This is a genomic window from Colwellia sp. NW0002-52-1 (genome assembly GCF_057550865.1).
Genome location: NZ_BAAJLU010000003.1, coordinates 164,506 through 182,134, shown reverse-complemented (window position 1 = coordinate 182,134; position 17,629 = coordinate 164,506). Strand labels below are relative to the sequence as shown.

The window sequence follows — 17,629 nt, the reverse complement described above, 5'->3', positions numbered from 1 at the left end:
CGGGTAACTACTTTTCATTTTGAATACCTGATTTATTATTTGTTAGCGTCTTCGTGGTTAGCAAAGCAAAAAGCCACGCTGAAAATATACAACAGAGTGTTGCGAGTAAAAGGCCTATTGGCGTTCGCACTGAAGCTATTATAGTTAAGCCCATACTATATTGAATGATATACGTTGTTATTGGAAAGGTCGTGCAACCAGAGGCAACATACCAAAGCGTTCTATTACCACCGATATATTTATGTGCGTATTTAGCAACAATAAAACCGATTAAAAAACCTACCGAAATCAATATATATAATACAGGTCCTAAACCAATTAAATCATCTAGCGTTGCATTTAAACGTACATCATTCGTAACGTTAAGGCCAAATGACTGCACGTCTGCTAATACAATTTGAGTAGACACAATACACACAAGTAGTGTGGCAATAAGTGTGGTGAAAATAAACACTACAATGGTTTTGAGCATATAGAACCTTATTTAAGTCGAGACAATCTAGCTAGTCTATAGAAATAAGTTATTACTTTACACTGCTTTATAATAAACCGTACGACGCTAGTAAACTGCTGATGATAATTATCATGGTCAAAATCATCCTATAATAAAGCTTCGATTATAATCGCGTTATAATAGCCAAAAGCAGCAACTTTACTTAATGTCGACTTGAAGGGGTAAAATCAAAGATGCTATTTATTCTGCGATATTGTTATGAGTTTAATAACTAACAACATTAAAACAGCGGTTAAAAATGGAAACGAGCAGCGTAAGTGTTTACCATATAGTTATAGCGACAAATTAATATTGATTTAACCGGAATTTACATGAATTTAGAACAAGCTTTGCTGGCAATAGGTAATGCACATGGTAACGATTTACCTGTTGCAGCGCTCGAAACAGTTAAAAAACACTGGAGAGAATTTTACCCACAGTTAGAAAAATTAATTGATCAATTTATTACTGACGAGACATCGTTAACTGATGAGCAAAATGCGTTGCTATTTTTTGGCACCTTATTTATTGCCGAATTTAAATATACTCAAGCTTTAACAAAGTGTTTAACGTTATTTTCACATAGCGATTCGTTTTTAACGCCTCTTGAAAAAGTATTCGGTGATGCGCTTACTGAGTTAACGCCAACAATATTTTATAATGTTGCTAACGGGAACACTCAGGCCTTATCTGATTATATTGTTGCTGGCCATCAAGCTATGTATTGCAAAGCATCAGCAATGGAAGCGGTGTTTGCGCAATATGAAGTAGGTACAATAGATTTAAACGAACTAACCGAACATGTAACACATTGGCTAACAACATTTTTAGCTATGCCAAGTACTATCAATAGTTTTTTGCTTAGTGCTTTAGCAAATTACTGTATTGATTATCAACTTGATAACTTTAAAGACAAATTTGTTGGCTTAGCTGACAAAAATCTATTTGACGACGACAGATTTAGTCAAGAAGAAGTCGTTGAATGGAATAACCGTTTTGCACGTAAAGTGATCGCGTCTGACATTATTCAACCTAACTTTGATGCTATTGAAACATTAAGTGAGTGGGCTGAAGATGAAATTTCGAGCCTTGAAGATAACTCATTAGAAGGTTTACTACCTGACGACACTGGCGCTTTTGATGCTCTAATGGGAGACGGTGGTTTATTGTCTGATATTTTATACGACGAACAAACGATTCTCGACAATAGTGTACCGGTTAGCTCATTGCCTACCGTTGGTCGCAATGAACCTTGTCCGTGTGGCAGTGGTAAAAAATATAAAAAGTGTTGTTTACAGTAAACACATTAGCTGCATTGCCAATACTATAATATCGTTTTACCATGAAAGTCTTTAGGGAAAAAGCCTAAGGGTTTGTCACTAAAGACTTTCAACTTGGTTAACTCGATTAACACCACCAACCATAACTAACATAACTAAATTAAAAGTAATAAATAATGTCATACCCTGCATGCCCAAATTGCCAGTCTAAATACGTATACCAAGATCAACAGTTATTCATATGTCCAGAATGCGACTTCGAGTGGAACCCCCAAGAAGTTGAGCAAGATGCTGTAGTCAAAGTGAAAGATGCTAATGGTGCATTACTTGCTGATGGTGACAAGGTAACAGTGGTTAAAGACTTAAAAATTAAAGGTAGCTCTCAAGTTATTAAAATTGGCACTAAGGCTCAAATTAGGCGAGTGCTTAATAAAAAAGATCATGAGCTTGACTGTAAGGTTGCTGGTGTTGGCGAGATGATGGTAACAGCTAAATTTGTAAAAAAAGCCTAACTGAAAATATCTATCATCATGTATTTACTTTATAACATTTGTGAGCCTAAAACTGACATTGAGACTGCATCTTCCTGTTCGTAATTTAGTTTATGTTAGAACTGCAGCAAGTTAACAAAATTACCAAGATTCTCGTTCCAAATTGAAATTATTGAACCCTACGCAAACTTTAGATGATTGTCATAAAATAGTTTTTTGTTACGTCATAAGTAATACTGTGTTTTCGTACAGCTTAGTGCGATTTCCTGCTTTCATCCAATAAAAAGGAAATATTCTCGTTTATGTCTTTAACATAACGAAATGTTTTATGAGTAACTTATTGTAGATATTAAATAAATCAGGTATGTTTTGATTATTGTAAAATATGAAAGAAGGATTTTTTCCTTGTTTAAACAAGGAATTTTTCCTCATAATAAGCTGTTATGTACTTAGGAGTATGAATTGGAAACATTGGAAGTCATCGATAAGAAAGAACCAATTGATATTGGTGGTTGGTTAATTTTAGTTGCTTTAGGCGTTGTACTATCGCCCATTCGACAACTGTACTTCCTTGGTACAACTTATCCAACTTTTTTTACAGACGGTAGTTGGGAGGCGTTAACATTGCCTAGTAGTGAGTCTTACATACCTTATTTCGGTGTGTTTTTCATTAGTGAAATATTACTAAATTTCGCGATGATAATAGGTGGTATGTACCTTATTTACCTTTTCTTTAATAAAAAATCTAATTTACCTAAGTGGTATTTTGGATTAGCTCTTTTTTCTACTTTATTTATAGTTCTTGATGCTTATGTTGTATCTTTATTAGTATCAGGAGTTGAAGCTTTTGATGCAGAAACTCTTAAAGAAATAGCTCGTAGTTTTGCAGCTTTAATAATTTGGTCACCCTATCTAATATATTCTCAAAGATCTAGAGATACCTTTATCAATTAAATACATAACAAATAAGGGTTAAATTAACAGGACACCCATCCTAAATTCAAATCATAAGCACTTGACTAAACTAAGAAAACACCAAGACAAATAATCCGATTAAAGTATCGATATTTCAATGCGCATTGCCGCTTTATGGATAAATCTTTTCATATCTAGCAATTTAAGCCGCACAATCAGCATGGTTGAAGAATTAATAATAGTTAACCTGAACTCAGGATAAGCAGCACTTGCTCAATACTCCCTTTTAATCCATTATCTGTATTAAAAGGTGGATAAATAGCGCGCTATTCATAAAGGTTTTGCCATTGTAAATGGTATAAAATGAAGCATTGATGCTGTTTATTCGTGATGTTCACCTTATTAACCTAAGTTTTTGATTCACTTGAGTATCAAGCACTCATTACTCAGAGTTCAGGTTAGTTATGTGCAATATAGATTCAAGCGTACTGACCTCAAAATATTTAAAGCAGAACAATGAAAATTATTTTACTAACACATGAACGTGAATTGCATAGAGCAACCAACACTGGCAACCTTGCGATAGAGAATACGAATAATATCGTTGAGCGTATCGTATGGGAGAGAGTAAATCCGAGTAAAGTTATCACTCAGCTAATAGAAAATAATGAGACAGCGCTGTTATATTCCAAAGCTACTCCTGCAACAGATGTAACATTGACTATCTCATCAGAAGTAAAGCTTGAAAAACCTGTGTTATCACCACTTAATATTGAAGCGTATGAGAATATCATTATCATTGATGGAACATGGCAAGAAGCAAAGAAAATATTTAATCAAAGTCCTTATTTAAAAGCTTCTCCACATTTTACTTTGAAAACAGCAGCAAACTCTTTATACAAACTTAGAGCCAATCAACTAGAAGGGGGGTTATGCACTATTGAATGTATTATCGAAGTTTTAAAACTTAAAGGGCAAAATAAAATAGCAGCCGAGTTAATAGAAAAGTTTGACCAATTTAATGGCTAAACTTTAATGTATTACATTTATACCTTCGAACGAGTTTAATTGTTCTAATTAACGGTATTGCTATTGAGGGTGGTTTGTCATGATAAATATGATGTTAAGATCACTAAACCATCATTTTCAAAGCAAAATAAGGCGTAAGGTTAAATATTAAAATACCTAACTTATAGTTACCCAAATAGTTAAAATACAACGAAGGTAACGCTTTGGTATCGATTCCCATAATGTTGCTGTGCAAGTTAGCGGTAAAACGTTTGAACACGATAATCGCTAGTGCTGAAAACAGGTATACAGCCAAATTAATGACCGAACACCAACCCAAAAAAGTTGTAAGCTCATTGATATTCATTATTGCTAAAACCTCCGTAAACATTGAAAAATTTACTATATAATAGGGCTTTCTTAGGCTGAGCCAATAAAAGCCATTTGATAGTACGTTAAGTTAACTCAACTAAATATATCATATAGTTTGAAATGGTAAATAATCTGGGCTATTAGGTACAAAAGTTCATCCGCTTGCTCGTAAAATTTAAGATTGGCTCATACCTAAGGTTAATGCGGTATTGCTAATGTGTTTTTCGGCTAATAGCTGCTTTAAAATTATCAGTAGATTGAGATCAAGTTGATTTAAATTCATTATTATCTTTATATTTTTTTAAGAATTATTACTAGTAACGATGATCATTGGGCTTTATGTCGTTGCTAGTTTTTACATCATAGTCATAAACCTTGCCATTTTTATCGAGTTTAAAATGGCAACAGCCGTCAAATATTTCTCTTAATAATATTCTACTTTTTTGCACACGTGACTTTAATGTTGAGTAACTAATACCTAATTGCTCTGCATATTGTTTTTGTGATTGATTATTAATGTCAATCGCTGTTAACAAGCGTGCATTTTCAGTGGGTAGAGCATTGATAAAAGGTATAATACAGTGAGTTAAATCTCTATTACTTGATTCACTATCATCATGAGGGTTTAGTTTAACCTCTTGATATTCCGTGCTTTTATCTTGCTTGCGGTAATAATCAATAATGCTACGGTTTGCGATTTGAAATAGCCAAGCTTTCACACTTTTTTGCTCTTTTAACGTATGAATATTGTTGTGAGTTTTTATCAATATTTCTTGTAGTAAGTCTTCTACATCAGCTTCATTCGAAACCTTAGCATGTATAAAACGTTTTAGTGCTGCTCGATAAGCTAGCCAAATCTCTTCTATTTTCATTAAGCAGATATTCTCCAGCTTATATTTCTTATTAGACACACAAGCTTTATTTACTCTGATATTGTCTACATGCTAGCTAAAATTTTAAAACCGAATTGAAGTATCTCGTTAGTAGTATTTTAGGGCTAGTTTTTTATTTTTCTATTTAATTATATTCTTTATTTATCGTCTTTTTAAATGTTTGTTCGTCTTATGGGTAAATTAATCCTTTGGATACCATAATGAACTATTTAGACAACCAAGTATTTAACCTAAACCCGACTTTTAACAAAAACAGTACGCATAAACCCCGAGTATTGATTTTATACGGATCATTACGTGAAACATCGTTTAGCCGTTTAAGTGCCGAAGAAGCGGGGCGAATACTGACAAAAATGGGGGCAGAAGTTAAGTTTTTTAATCCTAAAGGTTTACCCTTATTTGATAACAACGACTCTGTTAATCACCCAAAAGTTGAAGAGCTTAGAACGCTTGTAACTTGGTCTGAAGCACAAGTATGGTCTTCACCCGAAATTCACGGCAACCTTTCGGGTGTAATGAAAACTCAAATCGACTGGATCCCATTAACACTTGGTGCGGTTAGACCAACCCAAGGTAAAACATTAGCGGTTATGCAAGTTTCAGGTGGCTCGCAAAGCTTTAATGCTGTTAACAACATGAGAATTTTAGGCCGATGGATGCGTATGCTAACAATTCCTAACCAGTCATCTGTGGCCAAAGCTTATAATGAATTTACTGAAGATGGCCAAATGAAAGACTCACCCTACAGAGAACGCATTGTAGATGTTATGGAAGAATTGATGCGCTTTACTTTTTTAACACGTGATAATTGTGGTTTTTTAACCGATAGATATAGCGAACGCCTTGCTGGTGAAGCTAAAAAAATTGCCATGTAAGAACGTAAAATCGCTTAAAGGGTATTCACACGTTTAATAACAAACAATTTAAATTAATAAGTTTAAATACATCATAAAACGTGTGTTGCTTACTTGTTAAACTCGTAAAATACCCTTTAACAACTGATAAAACATTAGTCAGTGACAATGCAGATACACTTTAACGCTAAGGAAAAACATAATTTAAACATGCGCCAGACTAAGCTTTACTCGCATTACGCTTAGTACTAAAAACCTCAGCCATTACTGACTTAAGTTGGGAAAACGACATAATAAAATTATCGTTAATTAACAAGAGCGATTAAATGAGAATTAGAAGCTACCTTGCATTCTTATTTACTCGGCGCCTATGCTCTTGAGCAAGTGTTAACAAAATATTTTGTTCCGGAAAACTACTCAGCTTACCCTAAGGAACTGTATTTTTAATTCAAGCTTTATTCACTCCTCAGCCTCAGTATTACCAACACTGATAATACAAAAAGTTATCGAAATTTTGTTCTAGATCAAAGATGCTAATTTGTTCATATGATAAATATAGTTACTTAGTTTAATGATTAAACTCTGTCACTATATTTACGGGGAATATTATGATCTCAACTTTTTATATGCCTGCATTAAATGTTATAGGTGAGGGCGGCTTAGCAAATGCCGTTACTTACATTACTGAGCAAAAATTTAAAAAAGCATTAATTGTTACTGATAATGTATTGAATAAAAAAGGTGTTGTTGAACTTTTTACTCATTTACTTACCGAGCAAGGTATTGAAAGTGTTGTCTTCGACCGTGTAAAAGCAAACCCAACGATAACAAATGTTAATGAAGGGCTTAATACACTTAAACAGTGTCATTGTGATTTTGTTGTATCTTTAGGTGGAGGTTCACCTCATGACTGTGCAAAAGGTATTGCCTTAGTCGCCAGTAATGGTGGTGAAATTGCTGATTATGAAGGAGTTGATCAATCTAAACTTCCCCAATTACCGTTAATTGCTATTAATACTACTGCTGGTACTGCAAGCGAAATGACACGTTTTGCCATTATCACTGACGAAAAACGTCATGTAAAAATGGCTATTGTTGATAAGCATACTACGCCGGTGTTATCAATTAACGATCCTAGCTTAATGCTAAGTATGCCTGCATCGTTAACTGCTGCAACGGGTATGGACGCTCTTACCCATGCCATTGAAGCTTATGTTTCAACAGCAGCAACGCCTATTACCGATGCTGTTGCATTAAAAGCTATTGAACTTATTAATGACAATTTACCTACCGCGGTAACAGAGCCAGAAAATATGTTTGCTAGAGAGCAAATGGCCTATGCCCAGTTTATGGCAGGAATGGCATTTAACAATGCATCTTTAGGTTATGTACATGCGATGGCACATCAACTTGGAGGGTTTTACGATTTGCCTCATGGTGTTTGTAATGCGGTGCTTTTACCTCACGTTCAGCGTTATAACGCACAAGTTAGCGCTAAGCGCTTAAAAGATGTGGCTACTAGTATGGGAGTAGATACTTCTGAAATGTCAGATCAGCAGGGCGCCGAAGCTGCTATTCAAGCAATAGAAACACTTGCAAGAAAAGTGGGTATTCCTGAAGGACTTGAAATGCTAGACGTTAAAGTAAGTGATATTCCATTACTCGCAGAAAACGCGCTAAAAGATGTATGTGGTTTAACAAATCCTAAACAAGCCAGCCATGCAGAAATTTGCGCAATTTTTAAAGCTGCACTTTAGTTATTTTCTAAACTGCCGCAGTAGCAAAGTTCATGCTAATTATTAAACGTAGTAACTAACTAACTAAGTAAGGTACTAGGTAATACAATTGTATTACCTAGTACCAGCAAAATGTGTAAGATCGAAAGCATGCCAGTGCCTTAATGACAAAGATTAACGTAAACAATTAACAGGTTAGAAAATAAGGTTGCTGTATTAGTTTTGTAATCACCGTATAATTGCCAATATATTATCAATGGCATTTAAGACCCACACATGGCAGCGCAAAAGCATCACTCTGAATTACCCATAAAACACATTTCACTGACTGACGATAATATTCACAATACCGCTCATGAAATAGATAAATCTGCTCCTAAAATTATTCTTGCCACCCTTAATGCCCGTTATTTTCACACCAGTTTTGGATTACGGTATTTGTACGCTAACATGCAAGAGCTACAACAGTTTTGTGAAATAAAAGAGTTTATAATTCAAACGCGAGCTATTGATATTGTTGAACAAATACTTGCGACTAAGCCTGATATTGTTGGTTTTGGGGTTTATATTTGGAACATCGTTGAAACTACCGATGTGGTTAGCTTACTCAAAGTCATTGCACCCGAAGTTAAAATTGTTTTGGGTGGGCCTGAAGTCAGTTATGAGACAGAACAACAAACTATTGTTGCTAGTGCCGATTATGTTTTAACTGGGCCAGCTGATTTAAGTTTTTATCAATTATGTAAAGACATTATCAATGATGCGCCATTGGATAGAAAAATCCTTAACTCGAAACCTGTTGAATTAAAAGAATTAGCATCGCCTTATCAATATTATACCGATGAAGATTTAACGCACCGGTTACTTTATGTGGAAGCATCTCGAGGTTGTCCGTTCAAATGTGAATTTTGTTTATCGTCTTTAGATAAAAACTCGGTGCCTTTTGAAATTGTACTGTTTCTTGAGCAAATGGAGGTTTTATATAACCGTGGTGCGCGTAACTTCAAGTTTATCGATAGAACCTTTAACTTAAACATTAATACCACCATGCAAATAATGCAGTTTTTCTTAGACCGAATGACTGACGATTTATATCTGCATTTTGAAGTGGTGCCCGATCATCTCCCTAGAAAGTTAAAAGAATTGTTAGCGCAGTTTCCACCTGGCAGTTTACAGTTTGAAATTGGTATACAAACGTTTAATACCGACGTGCAAAAAAATATCAGCCGTAAGCAAAATAATGCCAAATCTAAAGAAAACTTAATTTGGTTAAAAGATAATACCCACGCCCATATTCATGCTGATCTTATTTTTGGTTTACCAGGAGAAACCTTCGATAGCTTTAAAGATAGTTTTAATCAGCTATATCATTGTCGACCGCATGAAATTCAAATGGGTATTTTAAAACGTTTAAAAGGTAGCCCGATCATTAGGCACACCGAAGCATTCGATTTACGCTTTAATCCTTTACCCCCATTTAATATCTTAAGTACCGATAGGGTAAGCTTTGCTACCATGCAACGCATTAATCGCTTTGCTCGTTATTGGGACATGATAGGTAATTCAGGGCGATTTAAGTACGCATTACCTCAGATATTATCCGATAAACCATTTGATGATTTTATGGCGATAACCGAGTGGATTTTTAACAAAACCGGCCAAATACATAAAATTAACTTGAAAAAACTCTTTGAGTTAATTTCGCAAGCCGTTGAAGCTTTATATCCAGAAAAACATGCGTTGGTAATCGAAAAAATTGAAGAAGACTACGAAGCAGCCAAGTTGAAGAGTCTATTTAGTAGTTTAAATCTCTATGAGAATAAAAAATTAGTAACGCCAAGTAAAAATAAAGCATTAAAGCGCCAGCAACAACATATGAGCTAATAGCGCTGTGGTAGTATTTTTATATGTTATTAAAAATGATTAAAAAGTTAAGTTGTTTTTAAAGCCGACTCCATAACTTCAACAGCGCTACAATTAAATAATATGGCTGAAATATTTTGCCCAGCTATTTTACTTACCGCTTGATAAACAGACTCACCAGAACGAAGCGTTGAGTCTGAATTTATTTCATCTTTTATAGTAAAAGCAATCCAGCAGGGCTTGTTTGTCTTAGACGTATGATCTTTTATCATTTGAGCTTCGGCAATTGAAGATATAGTTTCTGCTAACCAAAAATCTACTAAAGCTTCCTGATGTGCTATTAAAGGCTTAATCAACGGCGTTGCATGTTCAACTGAAAATAGATCTGGGCGATAAGATCCTAAAACGGGAGGAATACAGCCGGCTACTAAAACATTAGAGTTACCTTCAACTTTACTGTTATCAGCACACTCTCTTGCCAAAGATGCGGCTAAGGTAATTAACTCAGCACCTTGCTCACTAAAACGCTTCTCACCAATATGAAACGGTACTAGAGCATAGGTGTTAGTGGTAATAATTTCAGCCCCTGCATTAATGAAATTATCATGTACTTGTGAGACATAATGAGGTGATTCAATTAACGCGTGAGCTGACCATTCGGGCTGCTGAAAGGGAGCACCTATACGCTCAAGCTCTCGACCCATGCCACCATCAAGGATTATGGGCAATGTAGCGGGTAATTTCATACTAATACGTAACTTCTGAACCTAAAAAAATTCAGAATAACCATGTGCTTTATATATAGCAAGTACAGACAGGGCGGTTATTAGCGTTTAATGAAATGATTTATTGAAATTAGCTAAGATATGCGATGTTTTATCAGCTTTTAATAACGATGACTTGCTCACATTTTTGCCTTAAAAGACATTAAAAAATCTGCTTACAGTTGAATTAAATAGTGTAGAAACCTATATAATTACTCTAGCTTGTATTTTATAAACCAATTCCCAACAATTTTACATTGAGATTTACTATGTCTGATTCATCTATTTTAATAGTTTGTGCCAACTGCTGTACTAAAAATCGATTAGCTCGCGGAAAACTTAACGATAAACCCGTATGTGGCAAGTGTGGTAAAGCTGTGCTTTCTGCAAAACCTATTGTGGGTAGCGATAACAACTTTAGCCGTTTTGTCACAGGTAATGGTTTACCTGTTGTGGTCGACTTTTGGGCTCAATGGTGTGGGCCATGCAAACAATTTGCACCTACCTATGAACAGGTCGCAGGGGAAATGTTTACTCAGGCTTGCTTTGTTAAGTTAGATACTGAGAAAAACCAACAAACTGCAGGTGGTTATAACATTCGCTCAATTCCTACCTTAATGATCTTTCATCACGGTAAAGAAGTTGCGCGCATGTCTGGCGCTTTACCTAAAGCTCAATTTAAACAATGGTTAGCTGAAAATTTACCTGTGGTTTGAAAAAACGATAATTAATGGTATTCGCTAAACACTTAAAAGTTAGTACGATGAGGTTATTCAAAACGCTCAAGTAACAGGTAAACGAGTATAACGGTATCGTTAAAATTATTATTTATAGCACTTTCTTTATCGATATTAAGGTTTACTGAATGAAATTGTTATGTATTGTGAGTAAAGGGCGTTCTGGTTCTTAAAATTTTTTTTATATCTTTTAAGAACCATAACACCCACGCTTTATTCGCTTACTTTCCTTCAGCACTACAATAGTGCTGTGTAGTTAATTTAACGTTGCAGATTCAGGTAACAACGAGATAAAAAAGCTCATTTCTAAGGCCTTTTCTTTTAAGCTTTTAAAACGTCCTGATGCGCCACCATGACCTGCATCCATATCAGTTTTAAATACTAACAGGTTATTGTCTGTTTTAAATTCACGTAATTTCGCTACCCATTTCATGGGTTCAAAGTACTGTACTTGAGAGTCGTGTAATCCGGTGGTTACCAATATATGTGGGTAAGCTTGAGCACTGATATTATCGAGCGGAGAATAGGCTAATATATCTTGATACGCTTGATATCCATTAGGGTTACCCCATTCATCATATTCATTGGTGGTTAACGGAATGCTTTCATCTAACATGGTGGTTAACACATCTAAAAATGGTACATGAGCACCTATGCCTAAATACAACTCTGGAGCTTGATTTACTATCGCGCCCATTAACAAGCCACCGGCACTACCGCCTGATGCAAATATTTTATTTTTTGCGCCATAGCCTTGCGAAACTAATGCTTTAGTTACATCAATAAAATCGTTAAAAGTATTTTGTTTATACGACATTTTACCTGAGTCGTACCAATGCCGGCCTAACATTTCTGAGCCACGAACATGGGCAATAACGTAAACAAAGCCTCGATCGAGTAAACTTAAGGTTTGGCTAGAGAAGTTAGGATCTATCGTTATGCCATAAGCACCATAACCGTATTGAAGCAAAGGATTGGTGCCGTCTTTTTTAAATTTATCACTACGATAAACAAGTGATGCTGGTACTTCAACGCCATCACGTGCAGTAATAAAAATCCGCTCTGATTGATATCGTTCTTTGTTAAAGTCGCCTAATACTTTTTGTTGCTTTAATAAGGTTCTCTTACCTGTTGCTAAATCAAATTCAAATAAAGAACCTGGTGTAGTTAAGCTTGAATAATATATTCGTGCGACTGTGCTTTCTGGCTCAGGGTTATCACCCAAACATGCAAAATAACAAGGGTCGTCAAACAATAAAGGGTATTCATCACCGGTATTTTCGCCTTCAATCGTGCGAACAATAAAGCGTATTTGGCCATTTTCACGTTCGGTTACTACGAGGAAGCTTTGAAATATTTCGATACCTTCAAGGAGTACATGATTTCTATGCGGAATTACCTCCTGCCAATTATCCATATTATTGACTAAATCAACGGCTACTTTCATTAATTTAAAGTTTTTAGCTTTATGGTTACTTACAATATAAAAGTAATCACCCATTTTATCTGCATGATATTCGTGTCTTTCTTGGTAAGGTAATAAGTCGATAAACTCGCCACTAGGATCGTCAGCACTTAACATTAAACAATGTGTAGACTCAGTAGCATGTAAACAAATATATATTTGAGAATCGTCACGGCTTTTATCTAAACTCATGTAAAAGCTATGATCATGTTCTTCATATACGAGTACATCATCAACTTGATTTGTGCCTAATGTATGTCGGTAAACTTTTGTGCCTAATAAAGTATCGAGATCTTTTTTAACGTAAAACACCGTTTTATTATCATTTGCCCATACAATTTGGCCTTCTGTTTCTACCAAAGTATCCGCTAAATAGGCATTGGCGGGCTTGGCCGCTTGGCTTAAATCTTTAAAATAAATTGTATAAATACGGCGACTGTCAGTATCTTCTGCAATAGACATGAGTTGGTCGTTAGGGCTTATCGACACATCGCCTAAGTCATAAAATTCATGATTTTTTGCGCGCTCATTTACATCTAATAACAACGTTTTGTTTTCACCTGAAAAACTCGTTGCTCGAAGGAAATTAGAGAACTCTTGCTCACCTTGTATTTCACTGTGATACCAATAGTTACCGTCTTTTGCCGGAACCGTATTATCGTCTTTGACTATGCGTGCTTTAAGTTCTTCAAAAAGTGTTTCTTGCAAAGGTTTTTGTTCGCTCAATATAGCATCAGCATAATTATTCTCAGCATTAAGGTGTGCCAGGATATTTTCATCACTGCGTTGGTCATCGCGCATCCAATAATAATTATCAAGACGTTGATGATTATGCATTGTCATTTTATGGGGAATTTTTTTAGCAATCGGGGCAATGATGTTTTTTACGGGTGATTTTGGCGGCGCTGAAAAAATAGAAGATGGCACTAAGTGCTCCTAATAACTAAAGTAATTTAATACAAGAAAAAACAGATAGGTAAGTTTATCGACCTTTTATATATTTAGTTAGTTTTTAATCAAATATATCGATAAATATTAGTGGAGTAATCTTGCCATAAATAAGCTTTGTTATTATTAAACGGTAGTTAATATTTTGATACTTGCAGATATATTGAGAATAAAAGTGTTAGTATTTAAAGCATTATTAAACGAGTAACGTTAATTTTAAAGCAAATTTAAAATCTAAAGCGGGTAGGTTATATAGCATTTTTACACGCTGAAGCAATAAACATATAACCACAAGTTGTCTAGTTACAAGGATTCTTAAATGATAAAAACAAAAATTCTTCAGAGTAGAAATATTACCAAGTATGTCCCGGGGCTATTAATATTATTAATGGTGTTTACTACAGGATGCACCGCCTCCAATACCAGTCAAAATGTAAGTAAAACAGACAATGTACCAGCAGTTAAAGGGCCTTACGAGCTTGCTGCAGAGCAAAACATTCCAAGTGTTGTTAGTTATCAGCCTCCAGAAGACACATTACGCTTTATTAACGAGCCAATATTTAAGTTCAACGACATAGCTTATCGTTATGTGTTAAGTCCACTTGCTAGTGGTTACGAAAATATTGTGCCAGAGCCAGTTGATAAGAGCATTAGTAACTTTTTTTATAACTTACGCGAGCCACTTTACGCTATCAATCATTTACTTCAAGGCGATATAAAATCATCAGGAAAAAGTATTGCAAGAGTATTAATTAATAGCACGGTTGGTGTTCTTGGCTTGTTTGATGCCGCTGATAATTTAGTCGATGTAGAAAGAAACAAAACTACCTTTGGCGATACCTTAGCTAGTTATGGTGTTGGTTATGGTACTTATGTTGTTCTGCCTTTACTTGGCCCATCTGATTTACGCGATACAGCTTCTTTAACCTTTAACTACTTTGCTCATCCACTTAATTATATAAATGACGATGAAGTAGCTACTCAGCTTCTTTTAGCCGATGGTGTACAAGCACAAATCCCTATCTTAGCTCAATACCCAAATGTATTGGCCGATGTTGAAAATCCATACGAGTTTGTTAGAAACTTATACATGCAAAATTTATTACGCGATGGTCAAATTCGCAGGAATGAGGTGTTTAAAACTGAAGAACAAAAAAAGACATCATTAAACCCGGTCTTAAAGCCTGATACGGCAGTGGAGTAATAATGTTTAATAAAAATTCAACGAGATATGCCTATATCACCTGTGTTTTATTTATTTTACTCACGGCTATATTTGCATGGCAAGCACAGAAATTTGAGATAGATGCATCAGCCGATACCTTATTAGTTGATAACAACAAACACTACATACTAACGCAACTCGCTGATCAACGTTATGGCTCAGAAGAGTTTATTTTGATTGCGTTTAAGCCTAATAATAGTGAACTATTTGCGACCAAAAATTTAACTGCTGTTTCTAAAATTGGCCACGAGATTGAAGCCATAACCCGTGTTAAAGCCGTAAAAAGCATTGTAAACATGCCGATTTTTACCGCAGCAAAGTCAGTTTCTGCTGATGTAGAAAATTTAACCTGGGAAAATAATAAGTTCAGTAAAGAGACCTTATCACTTAGTTTAAAAAAACATCCCTTATATGAAGACTTATTGATTAATGAAGATCAAACAGCCATGTCATTGCAGGTTGTTTTTAAAACCGATCCTCAGATAGCGCAAATCAGTAATGACATTACCAACATTAAACAGCACTTATTAACGCGAGAACTTACAGAAGAGGAAGTTAAGTTACTAACAGAACTTAAATCTCAACAACAAAAACTCACTAAACACTTAGAGCAAGTCAGAATAGATGAAATAGAAAGTATTCGAGATATTTTAAAACCGTATAAACAAGAAGGTGACTTCTTCCTTGGCGGTAATAATTTATTGTCTTACGAATTAATTCAAATTATTGAAAATGACTTAGTCCTTTTTGGTGCATTAATTATTATCGTTGTTATCGCTTTACTTTGGTTTTTGTTTAGGCAGTTAAGTTGGGTAATATTACCTATTGTATGTTGTGCCACCAGTGTTGTGATCACCATAGGTTTATTAGCAGCGTTAGCGTTTAAAGTTACAGTAATATCGGCCAACGTTTTTGCACTGCAAATTATATTATCTTTAGCCATGATAATTCACCTTATTGTGCATTATCAGGAATTGGTAGTTAAACATAGCAACTGGTCGCATACAAAGTTAGTACTCGAAACAATTAAGCAAAAAATAAAACCTTGTTTTTATGCAGGCTTAACCACAGCAATAGGTTTTGGCTCCTTGATATTTAGCGGTGTACAGCCGGTAATTAGTTTCGGTTGGATGATGGTTGTTGCAATGCTAGTAAGTTTTGCTGTTAGTTTGTTATTTTTCCCCGCTTTACTTTTAGCTCTGTTTAATAAACAAAGCTTTGTTATGCAGCACCCTAAAATAGAAAACAGTATGAACTTAACAGCGAAGTTCGTAAAAAAACAACCTAAGTTAATCGTGTTATTTTCCACAGTAATTACGGTTATTGGTGTGCTTGGCTGTTTACAGTTAACTGCTGAAAACAGTTTTTTAAATTATTTTGATGAATCGACAGATGTTAGACAAGAATTAACCTATATTGATCAAGAGTTTGGTGGCTCTACGCCTTTTGATTTATTGTTTAATATTCCCGATGAGCAAGTTAAAGCAGGCTTAGTTATTTCCGCAGATACTGTTCAAACTGTAACCGCTATTCAGAATATGTTGGCAAATCAACAAGCAATTGGCGCTATCACGTCAATTGCTGACTTTACTAAAATAGCCCAAGTTGTTAACGGCAAACCACTGACTGAATATGAATTAACAGCACTTTACAAAAGTTTAGAGCCAAACTTACAACAAGCATTATTTGGTGCTTATTTTTCAGAAATTGATAACCAAATACGTATATCTATGCGGGTTCAAGACAGCACCGCTAATTTAAACAGAGCTGATTTATTAGCTGAAATACATTTACAGTTGTCAGAGTTAGGGATTGAAAAACAGCAATACACTTTAACTGGCTTATTTATACTATACCAAGATGTTTTGTCGCGATTGGTTGATTCACAAATATTAACTATCTTGATTGTTTACTCTGCGATGGCAATCACACTGATGATTATATTTTCGTCGCTTAAAATCGCATTAATATCGTTAATACCCAATTTAATCACTACCTCAGTTATCATGGGGATATTAGGTATTTTTTCCATACCGTTAGACTTAATGACTATCACGATTGCTGCGGTAGCTATGGGGATTTCAATGGATGACACCATTCACTATGTTCATCGGTATTTAGAAGAAACTAAACTCAATAAAACAGATAGTAATGAATGGGTTAAACGAACTAATTTATCAGTGGGTTATGCATTAATATATACCACAACAGTTATTGTTGTTGGTTTTGGATCTTTAATATTTTCTAACTTTGTACCGAGTATGCTTTTCGGTTTGCTCACCAGTATTGCTATGATTGTGGCTTTGCTGACTGATATAACCACTTTACCTGTATTATTGAGAAAGTTTGTCGGCGAAAAAACAGTAAGTAAATATTAAAGTTGTATAAAATTTACACGCTAATTTAATATTCCCTTTTCTTACACATAACGAAATTAACCAATATAAATCGTTATGTGTAAGGAGATAGGAGAGGACTAGAATTAATTCGCTAATTTACTCATTTATTTCCAGATCAAAATTACAAACAGATTCAAACTGATATAATCCCATTAATAAAGCCTAGTACCTGAAATAATTCAGTTC

At 34.9% G+C, this 17,629-nt stretch carries 15 protein-coding genes; 10 read left to right on the top strand and 5 right to left on the bottom strand.

The window, feature by feature from the left end:
- Positions 1 to 7: 7 nt before the first annotated feature.
- On the bottom strand, positions 8 to 472 hold the full coding sequence (locus AC27H3_RS05045; RefSeq protein WP_085303492.1) for a hypothetical protein: 465 nt from the start codon (positions 470 to 472) through the stop codon (positions 8 to 10).
- Between the two features lie 353 nt (positions 473 to 825).
- Here AC27H3_RS05045 and AC27H3_RS05040 point away from each other — a divergent pair, with 353 nt between their 5' ends.
- The 4 genes from AC27H3_RS05040 (at position 826) to AC27H3_RS05025 (ending at position 4,208) form a co-directional block, all read left to right on the top strand.
- On the top strand, positions 826 to 1,794 hold the full coding sequence (locus AC27H3_RS05040; RefSeq protein ID WP_487104251.1) for a DUF1186 domain-containing protein: 969 nt from the start codon (positions 826 to 828) through the stop codon (positions 1,792 to 1,794).
- Between the two features lie 155 nt (positions 1,795 to 1,949).
- On the top strand, positions 1,950 to 2,285 hold the full coding sequence (locus AC27H3_RS05035; protein WP_487104250.1) for a zinc ribbon domain-containing protein YjdM: 336 nt from the start codon (positions 1,950 to 1,952) through the stop codon (positions 2,283 to 2,285).
- 441 nt (positions 2,286 to 2,726) lie between these two features.
- Positions 2,727 to 3,218: a DUF2569 domain-containing protein gene (locus AC27H3_RS05030; RefSeq protein ID WP_487104248.1), complete on the top strand. Its 492-nt coding sequence runs from the start codon at positions 2,727 to 2,729 to the stop codon at positions 3,216 to 3,218.
- Positions 3,219 to 3,695: 477 nt separating this feature from the next.
- Positions 3,696 to 4,208 carry a DTW domain-containing protein gene (locus AC27H3_RS05025; protein ID WP_487104247.1) on the top strand — a complete coding sequence of 171 codons (513 nt, stop codon included), beginning with the start codon at positions 3,696 to 3,698 and terminating at the stop codon, positions 4,206 to 4,208.
- A 103-nt stretch (positions 4,209 to 4,311) separates the two neighbouring features.
- Here AC27H3_RS05025 and AC27H3_RS05020 read toward each other — a convergent pair whose 3' ends face one another.
- On the bottom strand, positions 4,312 to 4,554 hold the full coding sequence (locus tag AC27H3_RS05020; protein ID WP_487104245.1) for a DUF6868 family protein: 243 nt from the start codon (positions 4,552 to 4,554) through the stop codon (positions 4,312 to 4,314).
- A gap of 319 nt (positions 4,555 to 4,873) precedes the next feature.
- The gene (gene sigZ / locus AC27H3_RS05015) at positions 4,874 to 5,431 is read right to left on the bottom strand and encodes an RNA polymerase sigma factor SigZ (RefSeq protein ID WP_487104243.1); all 558 of its coding nucleotides are present in this window, start codon (positions 5,429 to 5,431) and stop codon (positions 4,874 to 4,876) included.
- Positions 5,432 to 5,652: 221 nt separating this feature from the next.
- Between sigZ and arsH the strand changes: the two genes are divergently transcribed.
- From arsH to AC27H3_RS05000, 3 genes are all read left to right on the top strand, one after another.
- Entirely contained in the window at positions 5,653 to 6,327 is a 675-nt protein-coding gene (arsH, locus tag AC27H3_RS05010) for an arsenical resistance protein ArsH (protein WP_487104241.1), read from the top strand.
- Positions 6,328 to 6,914: 587 nt separating this feature from the next.
- Positions 6,915 to 8,063: an L-threonine dehydrogenase gene (gene yiaY, locus AC27H3_RS05005; RefSeq protein WP_487104239.1), complete on the top strand. Its 1,149-nt coding sequence runs from the start codon at positions 6,915 to 6,917 to the stop codon at positions 8,061 to 8,063.
- Between the two features lie 255 nt (positions 8,064 to 8,318).
- The gene (locus AC27H3_RS05000) at positions 8,319 to 9,926 is read left to right on the top strand and encodes a B12-binding domain-containing radical SAM protein (protein WP_487104237.1); all 1,608 of its coding nucleotides are present in this window, start codon (positions 8,319 to 8,321) and stop codon (positions 9,924 to 9,926) included.
- Between the two features lie 47 nt (positions 9,927 to 9,973).
- Here the strand turns inward: AC27H3_RS05000 and AC27H3_RS04995 are convergent, their stop codons facing one another.
- Positions 9,974 to 10,651 carry a homocysteine S-methyltransferase family protein gene (locus AC27H3_RS04995; RefSeq protein WP_487104236.1) on the bottom strand — a complete coding sequence of 226 codons (678 nt, stop codon included), beginning with the start codon at positions 10,649 to 10,651 and terminating at the stop codon, positions 9,974 to 9,976.
- A 287-nt stretch (positions 10,652 to 10,938) separates the two neighbouring features.
- Between AC27H3_RS04995 and trxC the strand changes: the two genes are divergently transcribed.
- The gene (gene trxC, locus AC27H3_RS04990) at positions 10,939 to 11,385 is read left to right on the top strand and encodes a thioredoxin TrxC (protein ID WP_487104235.1); all 447 of its coding nucleotides are present in this window, start codon (positions 10,939 to 10,941) and stop codon (positions 11,383 to 11,385) included.
- Between the two features lie 277 nt (positions 11,386 to 11,662).
- Here trxC and AC27H3_RS04985 read toward each other — a convergent pair whose 3' ends face one another.
- Complete coding sequence (locus AC27H3_RS04985) at positions 11,663 to 13,798, bottom strand: S9 family peptidase (RefSeq protein ID WP_487104233.1); 2,136 nt, start codon at positions 13,796 to 13,798, stop codon at positions 11,663 to 11,665.
- 340 nt (positions 13,799 to 14,138) lie between these two features.
- On the opposite strand from AC27H3_RS04985, the gene AC27H3_RS04980 reads away from it, so the two are divergent.
- Both AC27H3_RS04980 and AC27H3_RS04975 read left to right on the top strand, forming a co-directional pair.
- Complete coding sequence (locus AC27H3_RS04980; RefSeq protein ID WP_487104231.1) at positions 14,139 to 15,023, top strand: MlaA family lipoprotein; 885 nt, start codon at positions 14,139 to 14,141, stop codon at positions 15,021 to 15,023.
- 2 nt (positions 15,024 to 15,025) lie between these two features.
- Positions 15,026 to 17,422 carry an efflux RND transporter permease subunit gene (locus tag AC27H3_RS04975; RefSeq protein ID WP_487104230.1) on the top strand — a complete coding sequence of 799 codons (2,397 nt, stop codon included), beginning with the start codon at positions 15,026 to 15,028 and terminating at the stop codon, positions 17,420 to 17,422.
- Positions 17,423 to 17,629: the final 207 nt, after the last annotated feature.